Raw genomic sequence first — 22,168 nt, 5'->3', positions numbered from 1 at the left:
GTCCGGGTGACTCAGCACCTACTTACAGTTCGACTGTTGGATCACCCGATGATCTTGTCGATGGTGATCGGCAGATCGCGGATACGCTTGCCGGTGGCGTGGAACACCGCGTTGGCAATCGCGGCGGCGGTGCCGACGATGCCGATTTCGCCGAGGCCCTTCACGCCCATCGGGTTGGCTTTGTCCTCTTCCTCCACGAAGATCACGTCGATGTCGTGGATGTCGGCATTCACCGGCACGTGATACTCGCCGAGATTGTGGTTCATGAACCGGCCGACCGCGTGGTCGAGCATCGATTCTTCCTCCAGGGCTGATCCGATCCCCATCACCACGCCACCGAGAATCTGGCTGCGCGCGGTCTTGGGGTTGATGATCTTGCCTGCCGCGATGGCGGACACGATCCGCGTGAGCCGGACCTGGCCGAGTTCCTCGTCGATCTTCACCTCGGCGAAGATGGCCGAATGCGTGTAGGAGGCGAATTCCTTCGCGTGCCCGGCATCGGGCCCCGCGCTCTCCGTGGCCTCGACCTTGTCGACGCCCGCAGCCGCCATGGCCTCCACCAGCGAGACGCTGCGCGACGGATCACCCGCCACTTCGATCCGCCCGCCGGTGAAGACGACGCGTTCGAGATCGACATTGGCCAACGGTGAATCGTCCATGGCGCGGGCCATGGCGAAGACATCCGCCGCGATCTTTCGGCAGGCCTTCATCACCGCCGTGCCGGACGAGGCCGCCGTCCACGAACCGCCCGCGACGGGGGCTTCCGCCAAATCCGTGTCGCCGAGCTTCGTCGTCACGTCCTCCATGGGCAGGCCAAGGGCATCGGCCGCGATCTGGGTGAGGATCGTGTAGGTGCCGGTGCCGATATCCCCGGTGGAATTGCCGACCACGAGCTTGCCATCGGCGGTGAGCGTCGCCTGTGCCGAGGATTTCTGCATCAGGGCTTCCCACACGCCCGTGGCCATGCCCCAGCCGACGAGTTCCTTGCCGTCGCGCATGGAGCGCGGCTCGGGATTGCGCTCCGACCAGCCAAACCGCTCGGCGCCCTGCTCGTAGCAGGCGCGCAGGGATTTCGAACCGAAGGGCTTGCCCTCGGTCGGGTCCCTATCGGTGTAGTTCTTCAGGCGCAGGGTGATCGGGTCCTGCTTCGTCGCGTAGGCGAGTTCGTCCATGGCGATTTCGAGGGCGAAGACCCCGGTCACCGCCCCAGGCGCGCGCATGTCGGACGGCGTGAACGTGTCGATCTGCGTCAGTCTGTAGTCGAGGGCGACATTTTCGCAGCCGCCGTAGAGGATCGCCGACCAGTTGACGACGACCTCCTGGTAATCCTCGAACCGCGAGGTGCCGGACAAGGCTTCGTGACGGAGCGAGAGCAGCTTGCCTCCTTCGTCGGAGCCCAGCGAGATCGTCTGGCGCACGTCGGGGCGATAGCTCATCGTGAACATCTGGTCGCGGGTCAGCACCACGCGCACCGAGCGCTCCAGTTCGCGCGCGGCCATCACCGCGAGGAAGAGCTGGTATTGCGGGCGCAGGCCGAGGCCGAAGCCACCCCCGAGATACGGGTTGAGCACCCGCACCTTGTCCTTGTCCATGCCGAACACGCCGGCGATGTAGCCCTGGCTGTTCGAGACGCCCTGGATCTTGTCGTAGACGGTGATCCGGCCATCGCCCTCCCACACAACGGTAGACGCGTGCGGCTCCATCGGGTTGTGATGCTCGACGGCGAGCGTGTAATCGTTGCGCAGCCGCACCGGCGCAGAGGCGAAAGCGCCCTCGGCATCGCCCCAGGGCTCCGGCGGCGGCTTGATTCCCGCGCGCTTCATCGGCGGTACGTAGCCGAACTCGCGCTGGCGCTCGACATCGGTGAGGGGCTCCTCGACCTCGTAGGCGACCTTGATCAGCGAGGCGGCATAGCGGGCAGTGTCGAAATCCTCTGCGACGACCAGCGCGACGGGCTGGCCGCTGTAGAGGATCTTGTCATCGTAGAGGGCGCGGAACGGCGAGCCGGGGGGCGCCACGGCGTCCTGATAATTATAGTCGAGCCACGCCGTGCGGGGGCGGTTCTCGTGGGTGAAGACTTTGACCACACCAGGGACGGCCTCCGCCGCTGCTGTGTCGATGGCGGTGATGCGGCCCTTTGCGATGCCGCCGGAGACGACGTAGCCATGGGCGAGGTCGGCCGCGGTGAATTCGCCCGCGTATTTCGCGAGGCCAGTGACCTTGGCAGGGCCGTCGACGCGGCTGCGCGCGGTGCCGACGAAGCTGTCCGTGCCGGTGGAGGAAATGCTGTTTGCCATGTCTGGACGGGTCCTCAGGCGATGCGCTTGTCGGATTGCGACTGCGGCGTGCCGGCCGCGGCCTGGCTCAGGCCGCGGATGATGGCGCGCCGGGCGAGTTCGACTTTGAAGCCGTTCTCGGATTGCGGCTGAGCCTGACGGATGACGATGTCGGCGGCGGCCTCGAACGTCTCACGGGTGGCGGGCTTGCCCTTCAGGGAGCTTTCCGCCTCCGCATTGCGCCAGGGCTTGTGCGCGACGCCGCCGAGGGCGAAGCGCGCCTCGGTGATCGTGTCGCCATCGCGCTTCATCACGGCGGCCACCGAGACCAGGGCGAAGGCGTAGGAGAGCCTGTCGCGCAGCTTCAGGTAGGTGTGGTGGGCGCCGAAATCCTCGTCCGGCAGATCGACGGACAGCACGATCTCGTCGGCCGCGAGGGTGGTGTCCCGCTGCGGCTCGTCCCCCGGCAGGCGGTGGAACTCACCGAAGGGAATGATCCGCTCGCCCGCTGGCCCGGTGACCCGTACCATCGCGTTCAGCGCCGCAAGGGCCACGCACATGTCGGACGGGTGGGTGGCGATGCACTTGTCGCTCGTGCCGAAGATGGCGTGGATGCGGTTGACCCCGCCGATTGCCTGGCAGCCGGTGCCGGGATCGCGTTTGTTGCAGGGCATCGCGTCGTCATAGAAGTAATAGCAGCGGGTACGCTGGAGCAGGTTGCCGCCGGTGGTGGCGGCATTGCGCAACTGGCCCGAGGCACCAGCCAGAATCGCGCTCGACAGGAGCGGATAGCGGCTCTTGATCCGCTCGTCATAGGCCACGGTCGCGTTGGTCACCAGGGCGCCGATGCCGAGACCGCCGTCGCGCTGCTCAATGGCCTCCAAGGGCAGGCGGGTGATGTCGACGAGGCGCTCCGGCCGCTCGACATTGTATTTCATCAGGTCGACGAGGTTGGTGCCGCCGGCGATGAAGCGCGCATTGGCAGCCGAGCCGATGGCCCTCACCGCCTCCTCGACCGTGGTCGGGCGGACGTAATCGAAGCGGTTCATCGGGCGGCTCCCGCGTGCATCACGTCTTCGATGGCATCGACGATGTTGGTGTAGGCGCCGCAACGGCAGATGTTGCCGCTCATGGCCTCACGGATTTCTTCGCGGGACCTAGCGTGACCTTCCGCAATCATGCCGGCGGCCGAGCAGAGCTGACCGGGGGTGCAGTATCCGCACTGGAAGGCGTCGCGCTCCACGAAGGCGGCCTGGAGCGGATGCATCGCGCCGTCCTGGCCGGCGTGTCTGGCCAGCCCCTCGACGGTGACGATCTCGGCGCCGTCCTTCATCACGGCGAGTGCTAGACAGGAATTGATCCGCGTGCCGTTCACCAACACGGTGCAGGCGCCGCACTGGCCGTGGTCGCAGCCCTTTTTGGTGCCGGTGAGGTCGAGCTCCTCGCGCAGCAGATCGAGGAGTGTGGTCCAAGGAGCCACCTGAAGCTCACGGACCTCGCCGTTGATGGTCAGGCTGATGCCGATGGCGGCTGGCGCCCCGGGTGATCCGCTGTCGATGAGCATGGGCATGTCCTGAGGGATCGGGACCGGTGAGATGCCGGCCGGGTTTCTCGAATGGCGATGCGGCCGCGGGGGGAAGATCTTCCGCGCCCCACGCCCGCCCACTCAATAACCGTTCCAAATTGAGCCTGTTCCCCGGTGGGGTGTTTCCGCTGGCGAGAAGGATGTCGGGCGCCACCGGGCTGGTTCGAGGCGCCGCCGCCGGATGAGCGCCGATTCGCCGGATCTGAAAGTTCGAACGGGCGTGCAGGCTCAGATGCGCCGTCGGCTCAGCGATGCAGATGTCGTCGTCGATATTCCGCAGGCGTTGTCCCGACGCGCCGCATGAAGGCCCGCCGGAGGGTGTCGGCGTCGAGGAACCCGCAAGCGCTCGCGACCTGCTTGAGAACGATGTCGTCCGTTTCCAGAAGGCGCCGGACAGCCTCGATCCGGACGTTTTCCACGTAGGCGGCCGGTGTCAGTCCCGTCTCGGTCCGGAACAGGCGCGCGAAATGGCGCGGACTCATTCCCGCACGCGCCGCGAGCTTCTCGACCGCGTGATCCTGCGCGGGATGCGCAGCCACCCAGCGCTGCACCTCCTGCAAGGCCGATCGGCCGGCCGGTGCACTGAGCCCGCGTCGGCTGAACTGCATCTGCCCGCCGCCGCGTCGAAAAAACATCACGAGTTGGCTGGCGACCCGGCGCGCGATCTCCGCGCCAAGATCTTCTTCGACGAGCGCCAGCGCGAGGTCCAGTCCCGCGGTGACCCCGGCCGCCGTCCTTAGCGGACCGTCGAAGAGGCAGATCGCATCGGGCTCGACCGACGCCTCGGGGTAGCGCGCCGCCAGCACTTCCGCCACGGCCCAATGCGTCGTCACTCTCCGGCGGTCCAGCAGGCCGGCCTGACCGAGCAGGAACGCCCCGCTGCAGACCGAACCGTAGCGCCGGCACTGCGTCGCGACTTTCGCGAGCCAGTCCAAGAGGCCGTTGTCGACGCCCGCCTCGTGCATGCGAGGCGCTCCCGCGACCAGCAAGGTGTCGAAGCGAGTCGGGTCGGTGCCGGGAGCGACGAGATCCGCCACGAGACGCCGTCCCGACGACGTCAGAATCGTATCTGCGGCCGTTCCGACGATGGCGAGATCGTAGACATCCTCGCCGCTCTGGACGTTCGCCTCGGCAAAGACGTCGAGCGGGCCGGCCACGTCGAGCAATTGGACCCCGGGAAGGGCGAGGATGGCGACGAGTCGGGGCACCATTGGGGCTCCGTGGCTGAGGATGCATGAATGATGGCAGGAAATGCCGCTACACGATGATTGATGCCATTAAGGATGTCTCGTAGCTCGTTGGGAGGCTCAGCACAAAGGAAACCCGCTCATGAGCATTCCCACCTTGGCCACCATTCCAGACAGCAAATTGGCCCGTGCCGTCACTGAGTTCGTCCGGGACACGGAAACCGAACTCCTCTTCAATCATTCGAGCCGGGTCTACCAATTCGGCGCCTTGGCAGGCATCCGCCGCGATCTGAGCTTCGACCGCGAACTTCTCTACGCGGGAGCGATGTTCCACGACGTTGGCCTGATGCCGGACCACAGCAGCACGGAGGAGCGCTTCGAGGTCGATGGCGCCAATGCGGCGCGCGACTTCCTGGCAGCGCACGGAGTACCGGAGGCGGATGTGTATACGGTCTGGACCGCCATCGCGCTGCATACGACGCCGGGAATCCCGGTCCACATGCATCCGGTGGTGGCACTCGTCACGGCCGGCGTCGAGATGGATGTGCTCGGTCTGACCTACGGAGAGTATTCGGACGCCGAGCGTGAGGCGGTTGTGTCGGCTTTCCCTCGGACGCCCGACTTCAAAGAGGATATCATCCAGGCCTTCTACGACGGCATCCGACACAAGCCGGGCACGACGTTCGGCAACGTTAAGGCGGACGTCATCGCCGACAAGGAGCCCGGCTTCCACAAGGGCAACTTCTGCAAATTGATCCGTCGCTCGCGCTGGCCCACCGGCGCCCATGCCCCGGGATGCGGCTGCGCTGATCGTGGCTGAAGCGTGGACCCTCGCGGCGAGCGGGTAGGTTCTCTTCCCGTGTCGCACCTGAAGGTCCGATAGTCGCGTCGTTCGGTGAGGGATCGGGTGGGGCGCCGCAAACCGCATCCCGACGAGCGGCGTCCCGGCATATCATTCGTCAGGTGCCGACCATGCGAGCCCAAACGCTCCTCGATGACCGGAACACGGTTCCGGAATCGTGGGCCCCCTGAACCTTCCTGCATGTCGAAAGTCGTCCAGCCCGGTTTGCAGCCCTGAGCGGCAATGTCGGTGGTTTGCGCCCACCCATCCCCTCGGCTAACCCTGTCGCCATCCCCGCTTGCCACAAGGACGCGCGATGGCCGCCCTCGACCCGGTTCTCAACGATATCGACCGCGACCTCGACAATGCCTTGGAGCGGCTGTTCGCCTTCCTGCGGATCCCTTCGATCTCCACCGATCCGGCCTATGCCGGGCATTGCCGCGACGCGGCGCAGTGGCTCGAGAGCAATCTGACGGCGCTCGGGTTCGAGACGGCCATCCACGAGACATCACTGCATCCGGTGGTGCTGGCGCATGCGCCGAAACCCGGCAAGCCGCACGTGCTGTTCTACGGCCATTACGACGTGCAGCCGGTGGACCCGCTGAACCTCTGGGCGACGCCGCCCTTCGAGCCGCGCATCTCGGTGAACGCCAACGGCGAGAAACAGATCGTGGCGCGCGGCGCCTCGGACGACAAGGGTCAGGTCATGACCTTCGTCGAAGCCTGCCGCGCTTTCATCGCCATGGAGGGCGAGCTACCCTGCGGCGTCACTCTGCTGATCGAGGGCGCCGAGGAGAACGGCTCTCAAGGATTGCCGGAATGGGTCGCGGCCAACCGGGAGAAGCTCGCGGCGGATATTGTCCTCGTCTGTGACACGAGCATGTGGAACCCGACCACGCCGGCCATCACCACGTCGCTGCGGGGCCTCGCCTATTTCGAGGTGAAGGTCACCTGCGCCGACCGTGACCTGCATTCGGGTTTCTTCGGCGGTGCGGCGCGCAACCCGATCCACGTCCTGTCGAAGATCATCGCCGACCTGCACGACGCGGATGGAAGGGTGGCCCTGCCGGGCTTCTACGACGGCGTGCGCGAGACGCCCGCGGACATCCTGGAGCAATGGCGCGGGCTCGACTTTACGGCTGACAAGTTCCTCGGCCCCATCGGCCTGTCGGAGCCGGCGGGTGAGCGCGGCCGCATGCTGATCGAGCTGATCCAGTCGCGCCCGGCCTGCGACGTCAACGGCATCATCGGCGGCTATACCGGCGAGGGCACCAAGACGGTCATCGCGGGAGAGGCCAGCGCCAAGGTCTCGTTCCGCCTCGTGGACGACCAGGACCCGGAACAGCTCGCCCGGACCTTCGAGGCCTTCGTGCGCGAAAGAATCCCGTCGGACTGCTCGGTGGAGGTGATCTGCTACAAGGGCAGCCGCGCCATCAGCCTGCCCTTCGACATGCCCGAACTGGACATCGCGAGGGGGGCACTCGCCGAGGAATGGGGCGTTCCCGCTGTCACCATCGGAGCGGGCGGCTCGATCCCCATCGTCGGCGACTTCAAGCGGCTGCTCGATCGCAACACGCTCCTCATCGGCTTCGGCCTGGATGACGACCGCATCCATTCGCCCAACGAGAAGTACGATCTCAGGAGCTTCCACAAAGGCACGCGCTCCTGGGCGCGCATCCTGGCGGCATTCGGGGCGAAGGAAGCGTAGGCGAGAGATGGCCCCATCTACTTCGCGAAGCGGGGCGAGACAGCGCCCCGCTCTCCGCGCGACGCGAGGCGTCAGCCTCGCATCTTGGCGTCGATCCAGCCCCAGAGTGCGCGGATCTCCCCGGCGGCCTGTCCCTGGGGCGCGTATTCGGTGACGCCAAGCCCCGCCGCCACGGCGTCCTGGTGGTCGACGCGCTGGACGATCCCCGGTTCTGCCAGGACGCCGAGGCCGCGCAGCTGCGCCGCATAGGCGTCGGTGCGCGCTGAGGGCGGGGGCGGGCATTGATTGAGCACGAGCGCCAGACGGCTCCGCATGCCGAGGCCAACGAGGGCCTGCAAGGTCGGCCGGGCGGCCACGAGGTCGAGCCGCGACGGGCGGACCGGCACCAGGACGAGGTCGGCGGCGCGGAGCGCGGGGGTGGCGCCGGTTGCGGCGCCGGCGGTATCGATCAAGACCAGCGTCGTCCCGTTCTCTGACGTCTGGTCGAGGATGTCGGGCAATTGCCCGATCTCCCAGGCCTGGATGCGGTCGACCGTGATGCCGTTCTGGCGGCGCAGGGCGCCCCATCCCATCAGCGAGCCCTGCGGATCGAGGTCGTAGGCGACGACGCGCTCGCCGGATTCCGCGGCCGCGACGGCGAGCGACGCCGCCAGGGTCGTCTTGCCGGTCCCGCCCTTCTGAACGGCCACGGCCATGACGCGCATCCGCCGGTCTTCGGCGGAGGAGACGGTCGTCACGCCGGGAAGCCGGACGACCTGGGGTGACGATGGGCAAGCATCCGCATTCTCTCCCTCGTTCCGGGGCGACCCGCTCCCACCCGAAGCGGGAAGCGCGGCCGACCGCTTTCTCCGGGTCTCAGAACCGTCCGCGGCGCTGCGCGTCGAGGCTCCACGGACCGGCGCCCGCGGCGGCGAGGTAGAGGAAGAGGAAGCAGAACAGAATGGACGCGTCGCCGCCATTGAGGGCCGGGAACGGGCTCTTTGGCGCATGGGCGATGAAATAGGCGAAGGCCATCTGGCCGGAGAGGATGAACGCCACCGGCCGCGTGAACAGGCCGAGGATGATCATCGCACCGCCGACGATTTCGAGGATCGCCGCGAACCAGAAGAGCGTGAACAGGGCCGGTGCGCTGCCGCCGCCCATGCGCACGGGGAACCCGAACAGCTTCTGCGTGCCGTGTTCCAGGAACAGCACCCCGGCGACGATGCGCAGGATGCTGAGGAGCCGGGGGGCCCAGGTGGCCGAGATCGCGTTGAGGTTCATGCGGGCGACAGTCTCCGACGGGGCGGCCGCTTTTACGGCCAAGCCTGCGCAATCAGCACGAAACCGGGGCCTGCGTCGACTCGTCCTGCGCGAAAAAAGGCAACGCGGCCCGATGAGCCGCGATGCCTTTACCAGTTCGCGTCGATGCTGCGCCGGCTACGGCTCCTTGAAGCCGTAATCAGGCACGCCTTCCTCGTTGCCGTAATACTTGTAGGGCAGGAACTTGCCCGAGAGGTTCATCTTCACCCGGTCGCCCTTGTTGTTGGGCTCGCGCTCCATCGTCATGTTGAAGTCGATGGCCGACATGATGCCGTCGCCGAACTCCTCCTGGATCAGCTCCTTCCAGGTGGTGCCGTAGACCATCACCAGCTCATAGAACCGGTAGATCAGCGGGTCGGTGGGCGGCATCTGCGCGATGGACCCGCGATAGGGCGCCTCGTTGAGCATCCGCTCCTCCGATTCCGTGAGGCCGAACAGCTCCGCCGCCTTCTTCGCCTGGGCTTTCGGCAGCTTCATCTGCCCCATGCAGGCGGCGGTGATGAGGATCGGCGAGATTCCACCGATCTCGTCCTGGATATGCTTCCAGGTCCAGCCCTTCTCGCGCTTGATGTCGAGAAGCTTTTCCGTGAGGTCTTCGCGCTTCATATGAGTTCTCCGATGGATCGAGACACGGGGGTGAGGGGCGGCGCGTGAGTCTGCGAGGCGCGGATCTACGACGCGGCAGGGACAGCAATCGGCTTCGGCTCGTCCGCACCAGGCCGCACCACGGGCGGGTGGCGCTGGTCGTAGCCGGCGGGCATGGCGTCCCGCAGGCTCTTCGAGCGGCTGACGAGGAAGTCCATCAGGTGGTTGCGCAGGGCGTAGTAGCCCGGCGCGTGATGGAGGTTGGCGCGCTCGCGGCGCTTGGGCAGCGGGTTCTCTACGATCTCCGCCACCTTGGCCTCGGGGCCGTTGGTCATCAGCACGATGCGGTCGGCGAGGTAGATCGACTCGTCGACATCGTGGGTGATCATGAAGACGGTCTGGCCGGTCTCGATGCAGATGCGGCGCACCTCGTCCTGCAGGGTGCCCCGCGTGAGCGCGTCCAGCGCCGAGAACGGCTCGTCCATGAGCAGGATCTTGGGCTCGATGGCGAGTGCCCTGGCGATGCCGACACGCTGCTTCATGCCGCCCGAGAGTTCGGACGGGCGCTTATGCTCCGAGCCGGCGAGGCCCACCGTCGCGATGGCCTTGCGGGCACGCTCCTCCACCTCGGCGCGGGACGCCTTGCGCCAGCGCGAGGAAACCGCATAGGCGACGTTGCCGAGCACCGTTCGCCAGGGCAGCAGGGCGTGGCCCTGGAAGATCACGGCCCGGTCGAGGCTGGTTCCCTCGATCGCCTGCCCGTCGACGATGACGACGCCCTCGCTCGGCGCCTCCAGCCCGGCCAGGATGTTGAGCACCGTGGTTTTGCCGCAGCCGGAATGGCCGATCATGCAGACGAACTCGCCCCGCCGCATGGGCAGCCACAGGTTCTCGAACACGGTGTTCTGCTTGCCGCCGGGCGCGGGATAGCGCCGGGCGATCCCCTCGATGGAGATGAATTTTTCGGAGGACGACATGCGGCTGGTCCCGGCGGCGGGGTCGGGAGCGGCACTTGCGAAGCGCCGCGCGAAGGGAATGAGCTTGCTCATGGGCGCGACCTCACTCGGGGAAGGTGACGAGACGCTGGGCGCGCGCCAGCAACTGGTCGAGGATCATGCCCACGAGGCCGATGACCAGGATCGAGACGATCACATTGGTGATCGAGAGGTTGTTCCACTCGTTCCAGACGAAGTAGCCGATGCCGGTTCCGCCCACGAGCATCTCGGCCGCCACGATGACGAGCCAGGCGATGCCGATGGAGATGCGCATGCCGGTGAGGATGGTGGGCGCGGCCGCCGGCAGGATCACCGTGAAGGCGCGGCGGATCGGCCCGACCTCCAGGGTCCGGGCGACGTTCAGCCATTCCTTGCGCGTTCCGGCAACGCCGAAGGCGGTGTTGATCAGCATCGGCCAGAGCGAGCAGATGAAGATCACGAAGATCGCCGACAGGCTCGAATCCTTGATCGTGTAGAGGGCGAGGGGCATCCAGGCGAGCGGCGAGACCGGCTTCAGAAGCTGGATGAAGGGGTCGAGCGCCCGGCCCATCAGCGGCGACATGCCGATGAGGAAGCCGATGGGGATGGCCACCAGCACCGCGAGTCCGTAGCCCAGCGCCACCCGGCCGATGGAATAGGCGAGCTGGATGCCGAGCCCCTTGTCGTTCGGGCCACGGTCGTAGAACGGGTCCCTGAGGTGCTTCCAGGCGGTGGCGGCGACGTCGAGCGGACCCGGCATCGCCGATTTGCCGGTGGTGGCGCTCGCACCCATGAGGGCTGCGTATTCCGGGTCCATGGCCTCGGTCTTGGCGACCCCGCCCACCGCGATCTGCCAGAGCAGCAGGAAGGCGGCGAGGACGGCCAGGGAGACGATGCCGGCGCGGAGCGAGAGGGAGGCCTTCATGGCTCAGCCCGCCCGCTTGATCGCGAAGGAGTTCAGATACTCCTCGGGCTTGGCCGGATCGAAGACCTTGCCCATCACCGAGAAGGATTTCGACGTGGCGGTCGGCGGGGTGAGGCCGGCCTCCTTCATCAGTCTCGCGGCGTCGGTGGCGAGATAGACCTTCTCGGCCACTGCTTTGTAATCGACATCGCCCTTGATCTGACCCCAGCGCTTCATCTGTGTCATGATCCAGACCGCGAAGGACGACCATGGGAAGGCGTCAAAATCGACGCGGTCCGGCACCTTGCGAACATTGCCGAGGCCGTCGGCGAAGGTTCCGGTGAGCACCTGCTCCACCACCGTCACCGGCTGGTTGAGGTAGTTGGCCGGCGCGATCTGCGCGGCGATCTCCTTGCGGTTCTCGATCTTCGAGGCATAGGCCGTCGCCTCGATCACCGCGCGGAGCAGGGCGGCGTAGGTGTTCGGGGTCTGGGTGACGAAATCCTGCGAGGCCGCGAAGGCGCAGCACGGGTGCCGGTCCCAGATCTCTTTCGAGAGGATGTGGATGAAGCCGACGCCGTCATAGACCGCGCGCTGGTTCACCGGGTCGGGGGCGAGGAACCCGTCGATGTTGTCGGCCCGCAGGTTGGCGACCATGTCCGGCGGCGGGACGGCGCGGATCTGCACGTCGGTATCGGGGTCGATCCCGGCCTCCGCGAGGTAGTAGCGCAACAGGTAATTGTGCATCGAATAGTCGAAGGGCACCGCGAGCTTGAAGCCCTTCCAGCTCTTCGGGTCGCGCCTGTCCTTGTGCTTCATCGCCAGGGTGATCGCCTGGCCGTTGACGTTCTCCACCGCCGGCATCGTGTAGGGGACGGGGTTCGATCCGACGCCGAGGGAGATGGCGATGGGCATCGGCGCCAGCATGTGGGCGGCGTCGTATTCCTTGTTCAGGGTCTTGTCGCGGATCACCGCCCAGCCGGCAGTCTTCACGACCTCTACGTTCAGCCCCTGCTTCTCGTAGAAACCCATGGGTTTCGCCATGATGATCGGCGTGGCGCAGGTGATCGGGATGAAGCCGACCTTGAGATCGGTCTTCTCGGGCTTCGCCCCTTGCGCGAAGGCCTCCGCCACGAATTTCGTTGGGAAGAACTGGCTCACGGCGGCCAGCGCCGTCGCCGCGCCGACGCTCCTGAGGAAGGCGCGCCGCTGGGCATCCTCGGGGAACAGGGCCCGCATCACCGCACCTTCGACGGCCCGCGTGATCGCGGCGTCGCCGGACGGAGCTTCGGCATCGTGCGCGGCTTGATCGCGATGGTTTCCGCAGGAGCAGCCCCCGCGCTTCAAGGTCAGCCGGGCGTTGAACGGATCGTCGAAGAGCGCCATGTCGCGGACCTTTCTGCGGAGACGGTCTCTTCATGGCAAACGCTGTGCCAGCCGCCATTTCAACAAAAAGCAAAGCCGGAGCAATGGTTTGAGAGATAGACGAACATTACGAAATATCGTCGATTACGGTTTTTCGTGACGCATGCTACGAGATATCGTGATGGAAAACTCAGTCGCGCCGCCTGCTTCGGCCTATGGCCCCGCCTTCGACAGGGCGGCGGAGGCGATGCTGGTGCTCGATCCGGTGGCCGACGAGATCCGGGACGCCAACCCGTCCGCCGCGCGGCTGCTCGGCTACGATCCCGATGTCCTGCGGGGCATGCGCGTCACCGGCCTTCATCCCGACCAGGTGCCGACGCTGATCGTCTTCACCCAGGCCGTGCAGGCGCGGGGGCGCGACTGGACTCACGCCCTCTCGCCGAGGCACGCGGAGGGGCACGGCCTCCATGTGGAATATAGCGGGACGATCCTGCCGGGCGAGCCTGCGCTCCTCCTCGTGAGCCTGTTCGACCTCGACGAGCGTCGCCGCCGCCTCGTGGATACGGAGGCCGACGCGCATATGCGCGCCGGTCTGACCGAGTGGCAGCGGATGGAGCGGATCTTTCGCGATATCGAGCGCGAGAACCAGCTGATCCTGCGCGCGGCCGGCGAGGGCATCTACGGGGTCAATGCCGAGGGCATCACCACCTTCATCAACCCGGCGGCCGAGCGCATGCTGGGCTGGGACGCCGCCGACCTCGTCGGGCGCGACATGCATGCCACCGTCCATCACAGCCACCCGGATGGCTGCCATTACCCGCATGAGGATTGCCCGATCTATGCCGCCTTCCGCGATGGGGCCGTGCATCAGGTGGATACCGAGGTGTTCTGGCGCCGGGACGGCACCCCGATCTTCGTGGAATACACGTCGACGCCGATCCGCGACCGGGGCCGGCTCCTCGGCGCGGTCATCGTGTTCCGCGACATCAGCCAGCGGCGGGAGGCCGACGAGCGCCTGCGCCAGGCCCTGGCGGAGGTCGATTCCCTGCGCCAGCGCCTGGAACTCGAGAACGCCTATCTGCGCGAGGAAATCCGCGAGGGCGGGCACCACCAGGGCATCATCGGCCGTTCGCCGGCCATCGAGGCGACCCTCCGGCAGATCGACCTCGTGGCCGGCACCGACGCCACCGTCCTCGTCACCGGCGAATCCGGCACCGGCAAGGAGCTCATCGCCCGCGCCATCCACGAGGCGAGCCGCCGCCGGGACCGGCCGCTGATCCGGGTGAATTGCGCGGCGATCCCGCGTGAACTGTTCGAAAGCGAGTTCTTCGGCCACGCAAGGGGCGCCTTCACCGGCGCCCTGCGCGACCGGGTCGGGCGCTTCGAACTCGCCGATGGCGGCACCCTGTTCCTCGACGAGGTCGGCGAAATTCCCATCGACCTGCAGGGCAAGCTCCTGCGCGTGCTGCAGGAGCGCCAGTTCGAGCGGATCGGCGAGGAGCGGACCCGCCTCGTCGACGTCCGTCTCGTGGCCGCCACCAACCGCGACCTCAAGGCCGAGGTGAAGCGGGGGCGCTTTCGCGAGGATCTCTATTTCCGCCTCAACGTGTTTCCCATCGCGGCCGTGCCCCTGCGCGAGCGGCCGGAGGATATTCCCCTCATCGCCCAGCACTTCCTGAAGGGCGTGGCCCGGCGGCTCGCCATGCCCGACCTGCGTCTCACGGAAGGCGATGTCCGCCGCCTCGCGCGCTACGACTGGCCCGGAAATGTCCGCGAGCTGGAGAACATCGTCGAGCGGGCAGCGATCCTGGCCGTGCGCGGGCGGTTGCGGTTCGACCTGCCCGAGGCCGAGAGCCCTGGTCCCCTCGAGGGCAGGCGCCCGCAGGGCGAGGTCTCACCTGGCCTCACCCCCGCCACCGAGGCCGAGCGAAGGGCGCGCGACCGGGCCGATATCTCCGCCGCCCTGGTCTTGAGCAAGGGCCGCGTCTTTGGGGCCGGAGGGGCGGCCGAACTGCTCGGCGTCAAGCCGACGACGCTCGCCTCCCGCATCAAAGTGCATGGCCTGACGGGTGTAGGCCGCTCTAACGACAAAGCTCGGTTCTAGTCGATCAACTCGTCCTGCGTGTATCTCGGATGGTTCGAGTTGTTGATGTAGGATATTGAATCGAATTTTCTCGATTGTGAAAGCTTCGCTTGAAGAGTCGCCAGCATAAAAGTGCTCAACACAAAAAGGGATGTGATGAGCGAGAGGCGGTCGGAGGCGCGATACAAGGTCATCCTGCCAGCTCTTTGCTGGGGGCGGCATCGGCAGAATTTTTATGCGGTCACCGACGATCTCTCCTCGGACGGCATTCGTTTCAAGTCATCGGTCGTGCCCGCCGTCGATGAGCGACTGACCTGCAGTATCCGCCATGCCGGATCCCTCGAAGCCATCGTCGTTCGAGCGGAGGCCGCTTCCTTCGCCATCCGCGTTCTCAGCGCCGACCATCCCCTCGGGCTCGTGGTGCAGAGCCTCCTCAGCGTCGCCAAATCGCAGAATCCACAGCCTCTGGTGACACGCATCCATCCGCGTATCGTGCCGGAGATCCAGGACGTGCTGGTCACGACCGAGGCCGGATCGATGCTTCCCGGCCGTGTCATCAACATCTCGGCATCGGGTGTGGCCGTTTCCATGGAGGAGCCCCTCGACGTCGGCACGCTGATCGTCATCGGAAACACCAGAGCCAAGGTCGCCCGTCGGTTCGACAACGGCATCGGCGCGTCCTTTCTCTCGCCGCTCCACGAAGACGCGGTCGGCCCGCATGTCGTGCTCTGATCGCGGTCTCAGGGCTGTGCGGCGGCGCCGTTCGACCAGGGTGCTGCCGCGAACCGGCTTGTCAGGAAGGCGATGAGCGCAAGCACGCGGGCCGGGCGCGGGTCTCCCGGCGGCGTGACCAGATGCAGGGCGATGGGCGGAAGCTCCCATCCATGCAGCACCCGTTCGAGTCGCCCGGCCCGAAGATCCTCCCAGACCATGAAATCCGGTTGGACTGCGAGGCCGAGCCCGGCGCGAAGGGCGGGAGTCAGGGCGTCGGCATTGTTGGCCCGCAGCGGCCCGGCGGGAAGGATGACCGCCTCCTCGCCCTCGCGGCTCGTGAAGATCCAGCGGTCCGGGCTCGGCAGATAGGCGTAGCCGAGGCAGGCGTGGCGGGCGAGATCGCGCGGATGCTCCGGCCTGCCATGCCGGTCGAGATAATCCGGCGACGCAACGAGGGCGCGGTTCACAAGGCAGAGGCGCCGCGCCCGCAGGGAGGAATCCGCCAGCGCGGCGATGCGCAGGCCGATATCGAAGCCCCCGCCCACGAGATCCACGAGGGCATCGCTGAAATGGAGGTCCACCGAGACCTCCGGATACTGACTCAGGAAATCCGGAAGGATCGGGGCCACGTGGAGGATCCCGAACGACATGGGGGCGGCCAGCCTCACCATGCCGCGCGGAACCGATGACGAGGCCGTGGCCTGGGCTTCCGCCGCTTCGCCCTCCGCGAGGATGCGCGCGGCGCCGTCCCGCGCCGCATGGCCCATCTCCGTCAGGGCGATCTTGCGCGAGGTCCGGTGGAACAGGCGGCCGCCGATCCGGGCTTCCAGGCGGGTGATCGCCTTCGAGACCGTGGCCTTCGACAGCCCGAGTTCATCCGCCGCCCGCCCGAAGGACCCTCTCTCGGCGACCTTCGCGAAGATCGCCCAGGCTTCGAAATCCGGCAGTTTCATATGCGCATTTCCAGAAACGATAGGTTTCCATCGTTTCTGTTTTCATGCGGCATGCCAAGCCCCAGATTGTCGTCATCACGAAGCGGCGCGGTGGCCATCCACCGGCCAGCGCGTCCGGGAGACACGATCATGTCCGATAACGGCCTGCACCACGTCACCGCCTATGCCGGCGACATCCAGCGCAACCTCGATTTCTATCGCCGCGTTCTTGGCCTGCGCCTGGTGAAGAAGACCGTCAATTTCGACGATCCCTCGACCTATCACCTCTATTACGGCGACGAGGCCGGCCACCCCGGCACGATCCTGACTTTCTTTCCCGTCGCCCATGCCGCGCGGGGACGGGTCGGGATCGGCGAGACGCAGGAGACCGCCTTCCGCGTTCCCCGCGCCTCCATCGGCTGGTGGACCCACCGGCTGATCGAGAAGGGCGTCGACCACGACGCCCTGGTCCAGCTCTTCGGCGAGCCGGTCCTTCGCCTGCGCGATCCCGACGGGATGGTGCTGGCCCTGGTCGGGGTCGACGAGGCCACCGAGGGGGCGCCTTCCTGGACCGGTGCCGAGGTTCCGGCCGAGCACGCCATCCGGGGCTTCCACGGCGTCACCCTGCTCCTCAAAGAGGCGGAGCCGACGGCGCGGATCCTCACCGGGGTGTTCGGCTTCTCCGAGGCCGGGCGCGACGGGGCGATGACCCGCTACGCCAATGGTAGCGGCGTCGGTGGGTTCGTCACCCTCCGGGCGGTGGGCGAGTTCCTGCGCGGCCGGCCCGGTGCCGGCTCGGTCCATCACATCGCCTTCCGGGCGAAGGACGATGCCGAGCAGGCCGCCATGGTGGCCGATCTCACCGGCACCCATGGCCTGCAGGTGACCGAGCAGCGGGACCGCGCCTATTTCCGCTCGGTCTACTTCCGCGAGCCCGGCGGCGTGCTGTTCGAGATCGCCACCGACATCCCGGGCTTTGCCATCGACGAGCCGGCCGAGACGCTGGGCGAGGCGCTCAAGCTCCCCGCCTTCCTCGAAGCGCACCGCGCGCGGATCGAGGAGGTTCTCCCCGTCATCGCCTGACATGGCCGCCCCTCCGCGAGGAGGGGCGGTTCCCACGCACTTTTCGCGAGGCCGTCATGACCAAGCTGTCCTTCACTCACCGTTTCGAGGCCGCGACCGTGGCCGGCTCGCCTCCGCTCCTGCTGCTCCACGGCACCGGCGGCGACGAGAGCGACCTGCTGCCCCTGGGTCGCGCCGTCTCGCCGGGCTCCGCCTTGCTGTCGCCGCGCGGAGCCGTCCTGGAGAACGGCATGCCGCGCTTCTTCCGCCGACTCGCCGAGGGTGTCTTCGACGAGGCCGACCTCCGGCGTCGTGCGCGGGAGCTCGCGGATTTCATCGCGGAGGCCCGTGAGGCCTACGGAATCGCCGCTCCGGTGGCGCTCGGCTTCTCCAACGGCGCCAACATCGCCGCCGCCCTTCTCCTGCTTCATCCGGGCGTGCTGGCGGGAGCGGCGCTGCTCCGGCCGATGATGCCGCTGGCGGAGCCGCCCGTTCCCGACCTGACCGGCACGCCCGTGCTGATGCTGTCGGGCATGGCCGATCCGATCGTGCCGGCCGAGAACGCCGCGCGTCTCGCCGGAATCCTCGGCCGGGCCGGGGCGGATGTGACGCACGACATCCAGCCGGCCGGGCACGGGCTCGGCCAGGCCGACGTCACGGCGGTTCAGGCGTGGATGGCCCGGATGGTCGAGGGGGAGCGCGCGGAAGCGAGGCTGCTTCGGTAGACCGCCTCGATCCCGTCGAGATGCCGGTCGAGGGTCAGCGGATCGGCCCAGAACAGGTCGTAGGCCGCATCCGACATCCGGCGCGCCTCCGCGTCGTTGGAGAGACGCATGAGGGCGGCGGCGAGGGAATCCGGTTTGCCGGACGCGAACCAGAGACCGTTGACGCCGTCCTCCACCGCTTCCCGTCCGGCGCAGATGTCGCTGACGATCACCGGCGTCCCCGCCGCCAGGGATTCGAGTACGGTGAGGGGCTGGCCCTCGTACCAGACCGAGGGGAAGACGAGGGCGCGGGCCGCGCGCATCAGCGCTTTGACCTCGGCCGGGTTCTTCCAGCCGAGGAAGCGGGCCTCCGGATAGTCCGACTCCAACTGCGCCCGCTGCGGGCCGTCGCCGATGAACACGGCCGTCTGCCCGGCGAGGCGGGCGGCCTCGGCGAAGACGTTCGCGCCCTTCTCGGGCGAGACCCGCCCGACGAAGACGATGTCGCCCAGAGGCCGATCCGCTTTCCGCCCGAGGGGCTCCGCGTCCACGGGGTTCGAGACCTCGAAATAGCGTGTCCGTTTCGGCAGGTAGGGGGCGAGAACGGTCTTCTGCAGCCGACTGATGGTGATGACGGTGGCCGCGCTGCCCACCAGCCCCGACCCCCGCATCAAGGCATGGCGGCCGACCCGCATCAGTTTGCGGGCATAGCTCCGGGAATCGCAATTGTAGGCGATGCAGGCGGGCGAGAGCGGGGTGCGGTGGCAGGCGGCCGAGATCGGGTAATCGTAGAAGCCGCCATTGGGGCAGGCGAGATAGTATTCGTGCATGGTGAACACCACCGGCACCCTCGTCGCCTTGAGCACCGGCCCGATGGAGGGCGACAGGGCCTTGGCCCAGCCATGGACGTGGACGACGCTGTCTTCCGGATCGTAACCGGAGAGGAGCGCTTGGAGGCGGAGCGCCGCTGGCCGGTTCCAAAGCCATTGCACGCCGAAACTGGCGAGCGAAGTCGTGAGCGCCACGTCGGTCTGGCCAAGCACGATCACCTCGATACCGGCGGCCGCCAGACGCGGATCGGCCGGGCCGACGGCTGCGAAGAACACGACGCGGTGGCCGCGCCTCGCGAGGCCGAGGGCGCTCTCGATGGCGACTTTCGCCTGCCCACCGTTGATGAAGGCGTGATCGGCGACGATGATGACATTCATGACCGCATCGGACCGGGTGATGGTCATTTACGCGCGATGACGAAAGCGAAGCTCGTGAAGGTCCGCCAGTCGCGGCTCCGGGCGAGGCGGGTGAATGCGTCGTCGATCTGGCGCAGGCCGGGCAGCTTGTGGAAGTAGCTGTAGCCGTAGAACGGCAGCACGACGATCTCGCGAAAGCCGATCTCCTTCAGGAGCGGCACGATCACCGCCTCGCTGCCCCGGCAGTAATTGTAATGCGCCGGGAATTTCGGGTTGCCGCCATCGTCCCTGCGGTCCGGGAACAGGGTGTGGAGCACGGCGCGCGACAGGGCCTCCGGCATGAGCTGGTTGGCGACGAAGGGCGGGGCGAACAGGGTGGGAAAGAAGCTGAGCGCTGCGCCGCCCGGGGTTAGAAGGCCATGGATGTTGCGCCACATCTGCGCCACGTCCGGCACATGCTCCATCACCATCGAGCAATAGGCGAAGTCGAACCGGTTTCGGCCGATGGTGTCGAGGGTGGAAGGCGAGGCGATGTCGCAGCAGAGTTTCGAGAATTCGGGAGGAGCGAGATCGAGCTCCTTCTGCGAGATGTCGTTGATCGTCACCTTGATCCCGTGACGCAGCAGTTCGGGCGGCTGGAAGACCGGGTCGCGCCCGCCGCCGATCTCGAAATGGTCGCGAAGGTCGTACTCGTTTGTGAGGGCGACGATCGTGTTCTTGTAGTTCTCCCAGCTCCAGTTCCAGTCGGGCGAATAGCCGAGGTCGTGCGCGATGGCGCGAATGTCGCGCGGGGCCACCAGCGTGCGTGTCGCCGACGCCTTGGGGGTGGTCGGATCCGGGTTCGCACTCGTCATGCTCATCGCGATGCGCGCCTTCTGAAGCGGTCGAGCCGCGTTGCAGCAGTGAGGGCTGCCTATCTGACAACGAGCCTAAAGCGTACCCGGTTACGGAGATCTCACGGTCTTCCGGGCGGTCAATGAATTTCGAAGGCAGCCTTAACGGCCCATGGCCTTAATCGCGCCATCATGGACCGTTGTTCAGGGTGGGCCGGTCGTCTCGGCGCGGTAACTCACCCGCGTCTTCCGACGATGGCCTTCCGAAGGATGCCACGCCTTGCTTCTCCCCGCGCGACGCCATCGTCTTCGTGACGAGCCAGACCGGGGTGACGCCTGATGCTACCGCCGCACCGCTGGTTCTGGATGCTCATTCTCGTCGCCTGCAGCGGCGCCGGGCTCCTCTACGACCTTCTGTTCGCCAACGGCGCCTCGCCGCTGGCCGGGGTGATCTATGGCCTCGCGGTGGGGGCGACCACCCTCGCCTTCGACCGTGGCCTGATCTTCGGCGGCCTTCAGGCGCGCCTGCGCCAGTTGCCGGCGAAGATCTACGTGCTCACGGCCGAGCTCGCCTATGTCCTGATGATCGCCAGCGGCATCGCGCTCGGGGGCCTCGTCGTCTGGGCCCTGGGCCTGACCGGGGACGCGCTCAAGGACGCCGTCAAGATCACGCCTCGGGTCCTCGCCTACTCGCTGGCGGTGTCGGCGATGCTCGTCTTCGTCATCCGCATGCGCGATCTCATCGGCGGCGAGGTGTTCGTGAACTTTCTCGTCGGCCGCTATCACAAGCCGGTGCGCGAGGACCGCATCTTCCTCTTCCTCGACGTCGTCGGCTCCACCGCCTTCGCCGAGACCCATGGCGACCTGAAGGCCCAGGCCTATCTCGGCGCGGTCTTCGCCGCCCTCGCCGAGCCCGTGCGCCGCAACCACGGCTCCACCGACGATTACATCGGCGACATGGCCATGATCACCTGGCCGATGGAGCGGGGCCTCAAGGACGGGCGCTGCGTCGCCTGCGTGTTCGACGTCCTCGACAGGATCGAGGCCGAGGCGTCGATCTGGCAGGCCCGATTCGGCGTCGTACCCCGTTTGCGGGCGGCGCTGCATGGCGGATCCATCGTCACGGCCGAAGTCGGGGTCGACCGACACAAGATCGCGTATTTCGGCGACACGGTGAACGTGACTTCGCGGATCGAGGCCCTGTGCCGGCCCCTGGGCACCGAGATCCTGATTTCGGACGATCTCCTCGCCCGCCTTCCGCGCCTGCCTGATGGCATCCGCGCCCGCTCGCTCGGCGCCCACGCCCTGCGTGGCCGGGGCCAACCCCTGGCCGTCTCGACTCTGGAGCGGGTGGTTCCGGCGCTCGAGGAGGCCGAGGGCGGACGGAGCGTGGCCGCGCCCTTGTCCGCGCCCTTGGCGGCGTCCGCGTGAGCGAGCCGGCCGCCGACCGTTCGATCGTCGTCTACATCGACGCCGATGCCTGCCCGGTGAAGGACGAGACCTACCGGGTCGCCGGCCGCTACGGCCTGCATGTCTACGTGGTGGCGAACAGCTTCATCACCCTGCCGCGGGAACCCTGGATCGAGCGCGTCGTCGTGAGCGATCGTTTCGACGCCGCCGACGATTGGATCGCGGAGCGCGCCCGGCCGGGGGCCGTCGTCGTCACCTCGGACGTACCCCTTGCCAGCCGCTGCGTGAAGGCCGGCGCCGAGGTGCTCGCGCCGACCGGGAAGCCCTTCAGCGAGAGCGGAATCGGCCTCGCCCTCGCGACCCGCAACCTGATGCAGGACCTACGCGAGGCGGGCACGGTCACGGGCGGCCCGCGACCGTTCTCGGCCCGGGACCGCTCGGCCTATCTCGGCGCGCTGGATCGGACCGTGATGCGGCTCAAGCGGGGCGGCTTCGGCTGAGGTTCGCCCTGTCCCG

21 protein-coding genes are annotated in these 22,168 nt (G+C 67.2%); 8 read left to right on the top strand and 13 right to left on the bottom strand.

Going from position 1 to position 22,168, the window contains the following annotated elements:
• Positions 1 to 41: 41 nt before the first annotated feature.
• The 4 genes from RQI43_RS16560 to RQI43_RS16545 all read right to left on the bottom strand — a co-directional run bounded on the left by RQI43_RS16560 (position 42) and on the right by RQI43_RS16545 (position 5,072).
• Positions 42 to 2,297, bottom strand: coding sequence for a xanthine dehydrogenase family protein molybdopterin-binding subunit (locus tag RQI43_RS16560; RefSeq protein ID WP_311275861.1), 2,256 nt, complete (start codon positions 2,295 to 2,297; stop codon positions 42 to 44).
• A 14-nt stretch (positions 2,298 to 2,311) separates the two neighbouring features.
• Positions 2,312 to 3,325: a xanthine dehydrogenase family protein subunit M gene (locus RQI43_RS16555; protein WP_311275860.1), complete on the bottom strand. Its 1,014-nt coding sequence runs from the start codon at positions 3,323 to 3,325 to the stop codon at positions 2,312 to 2,314.
• Positions 3,322 to 3,840 carry a 2Fe-2S iron-sulfur cluster-binding protein gene (locus tag RQI43_RS16550; protein ID WP_311275859.1) on the bottom strand — a complete coding sequence of 173 codons (519 nt, stop codon included), beginning with the start codon at positions 3,838 to 3,840 and terminating at the stop codon, positions 3,322 to 3,324. Before RQI43_RS16550 ends, RQI43_RS16555 begins: the two co-directional genes overlap by 4 nt.
• Before the next feature lie 266 nt (positions 3,841 to 4,106).
• The gene (locus RQI43_RS16545) at positions 4,107 to 5,072 is read right to left on the bottom strand and encodes a helix-turn-helix domain-containing protein (protein WP_311275858.1); all 966 of its coding nucleotides are present in this window, start codon (positions 5,070 to 5,072) and stop codon (positions 4,107 to 4,109) included.
• Positions 5,073 to 5,190: 118 nt separating this feature from the next.
• On the opposite strand from RQI43_RS16545, the gene RQI43_RS16540 reads away from it, so the two are divergent.
• Together RQI43_RS16540 and RQI43_RS16535 are read left to right on the top strand one after the other, a co-directional pair.
• Complete coding sequence (locus RQI43_RS16540) at positions 5,191 to 5,868, top strand: HD domain-containing protein (RefSeq protein ID WP_311275857.1); 678 nt, start codon at positions 5,191 to 5,193, stop codon at positions 5,866 to 5,868.
• A 337-nt stretch (positions 5,869 to 6,205) separates the two neighbouring features.
• On the top strand, positions 6,206 to 7,597 hold the full coding sequence (locus RQI43_RS16535) for a dipeptidase (RefSeq protein WP_311275856.1): 1,392 nt from the start codon (positions 6,206 to 6,208) through the stop codon (positions 7,595 to 7,597).
• 71 nt (positions 7,598 to 7,668) lie between these two features.
• Here the strand turns inward: RQI43_RS16535 and RQI43_RS16530 are convergent, their stop codons facing one another.
• The 6 genes from RQI43_RS16530 to RQI43_RS16505 all read right to left on the bottom strand — a co-directional run bounded on the left by RQI43_RS16530 (position 7,669) and on the right by RQI43_RS16505 (position 12,748).
• Positions 7,669 to 8,301, bottom strand: coding sequence for an AAA family ATPase (locus RQI43_RS16530; protein WP_311275958.1), 633 nt, complete (start codon positions 8,299 to 8,301; stop codon positions 7,669 to 7,671).
• A gap of 151 nt (positions 8,302 to 8,452) precedes the next feature.
• Complete coding sequence (locus RQI43_RS16525; protein WP_056427822.1) at positions 8,453 to 8,860, bottom strand: DoxX family protein; 408 nt, start codon at positions 8,858 to 8,860, stop codon at positions 8,453 to 8,455.
• A gap of 156 nt (positions 8,861 to 9,016) precedes the next feature.
• Positions 9,017 to 9,505, bottom strand: a complete 489-nt coding sequence (gene cynS / locus RQI43_RS16520) for a cyanase (RefSeq protein WP_056427819.1) — start codon at positions 9,503 to 9,505, stop codon at positions 9,017 to 9,019.
• A 65-nt stretch (positions 9,506 to 9,570) separates the two neighbouring features.
• Positions 9,571 to 10,533, bottom strand: coding sequence for an ABC transporter ATP-binding protein (locus RQI43_RS16515; RefSeq protein ID WP_311275855.1), 963 nt, complete (start codon positions 10,531 to 10,533; stop codon positions 9,571 to 9,573).
• A 10-nt stretch (positions 10,534 to 10,543) separates the two neighbouring features.
• Positions 10,544 to 11,383: a nitrate ABC transporter permease gene (ntrB, locus tag RQI43_RS16510; protein ID WP_056147646.1), complete on the bottom strand. Its 840-nt coding sequence runs from the start codon at positions 11,381 to 11,383 to the stop codon at positions 10,544 to 10,546.
• A 3-nt stretch (positions 11,384 to 11,386) separates the two neighbouring features.
• Positions 11,387 to 12,748 carry a CmpA/NrtA family ABC transporter substrate-binding protein gene (locus RQI43_RS16505; RefSeq protein WP_311275854.1) on the bottom strand — a complete coding sequence of 454 codons (1,362 nt, stop codon included), beginning with the start codon at positions 12,746 to 12,748 and terminating at the stop codon, positions 11,387 to 11,389.
• 160 nt (positions 12,749 to 12,908) lie between these two features.
• Here RQI43_RS16505 and RQI43_RS16500 point away from each other — a divergent pair, with 160 nt between their 5' ends.
• On the top strand, positions 12,909 to 14,831 hold the full coding sequence (locus RQI43_RS16500; RefSeq protein WP_311275853.1) for a sigma 54-interacting transcriptional regulator: 1,923 nt from the start codon (positions 12,909 to 12,911) through the stop codon (positions 14,829 to 14,831).
• Positions 14,832 to 14,966: 135 nt separating this feature from the next.
• Complete coding sequence (locus tag RQI43_RS16495; RefSeq protein WP_056427806.1) at positions 14,967 to 15,542, top strand: PilZ domain-containing protein; 576 nt, start codon at positions 14,967 to 14,969, stop codon at positions 15,540 to 15,542.
• Positions 15,543 to 15,550: 8 nt separating this feature from the next.
• Here RQI43_RS16495 and RQI43_RS16490 read toward each other — a convergent pair whose 3' ends face one another.
• On the bottom strand, positions 15,551 to 16,477 hold the full coding sequence (locus tag RQI43_RS16490; protein WP_311275852.1) for a LysR family transcriptional regulator: 927 nt from the start codon (positions 16,475 to 16,477) through the stop codon (positions 15,551 to 15,553).
• A gap of 129 nt (positions 16,478 to 16,606) precedes the next feature.
• On the opposite strand from RQI43_RS16490, the gene RQI43_RS16485 reads away from it, so the two are divergent.
• Both RQI43_RS16485 and RQI43_RS16480 read left to right on the top strand, forming a co-directional pair.
• Positions 16,607 to 17,539, top strand: coding sequence for a ring-cleaving dioxygenase (locus tag RQI43_RS16485; RefSeq protein WP_311275851.1), 933 nt, complete (start codon positions 16,607 to 16,609; stop codon positions 17,537 to 17,539).
• 56 nt (positions 17,540 to 17,595) lie between these two features.
• Entirely contained in the window at positions 17,596 to 18,243 is a 648-nt protein-coding gene (locus RQI43_RS16480) for an alpha/beta hydrolase (protein ID WP_311275850.1), read from the top strand.
• On the opposite strand, the gene RQI43_RS16475 is transcribed toward RQI43_RS16480, so the two are convergent.
• Entirely contained in the window at positions 18,183 to 19,430 is a 1,248-nt protein-coding gene (locus RQI43_RS16475; RefSeq protein WP_311275849.1) for a glycosyltransferase family 4 protein, read from the bottom strand. The two genes, RQI43_RS16480 and RQI43_RS16475, sit on opposite strands and share 61 nt — an antisense overlap.
• Positions 19,431 to 19,453: 23 nt before the next feature.
• Positions 19,454 to 20,269 carry a methyltransferase domain-containing protein gene (locus RQI43_RS16470; protein WP_311275848.1) on the bottom strand — a complete coding sequence of 272 codons (816 nt, stop codon included), beginning with the start codon at positions 20,267 to 20,269 and terminating at the stop codon, positions 19,454 to 19,456.
• Positions 20,270 to 20,581: 312 nt separating this feature from the next.
• On the opposite strand from RQI43_RS16470, the gene RQI43_RS16465 reads away from it, so the two are divergent.
• Positions 20,582 to 21,673: an adenylate/guanylate cyclase domain-containing protein gene (locus RQI43_RS16465; protein WP_311275847.1), complete on the top strand. Its 1,092-nt coding sequence runs from the start codon at positions 20,582 to 20,584 to the stop codon at positions 21,671 to 21,673.
• Positions 21,670 to 22,152, top strand: a complete 483-nt coding sequence (locus RQI43_RS16460; RefSeq protein WP_056427788.1) for a YaiI/YqxD family protein — start codon at positions 21,670 to 21,672, stop codon at positions 22,150 to 22,152. The genes RQI43_RS16465 and RQI43_RS16460 overlap by 4 nt, the downstream gene beginning before the upstream one ends.
• The last annotated feature ends 16 nt before the right edge of the window (positions 22,153 to 22,168 follow it).

This window comes from Methylobacterium sp. WCS2018Hpa-22, from assembly GCF_031843785.1.
In the GTDB taxonomy this organism is placed as follows: Bacteria; Pseudomonadota; Alphaproteobacteria; order Rhizobiales; family Beijerinckiaceae; genus Methylobacterium.
Note: the sequence above shows the minus strand (reverse complement) of the source record. Positions and strands in the feature narration are given on the sequence as shown.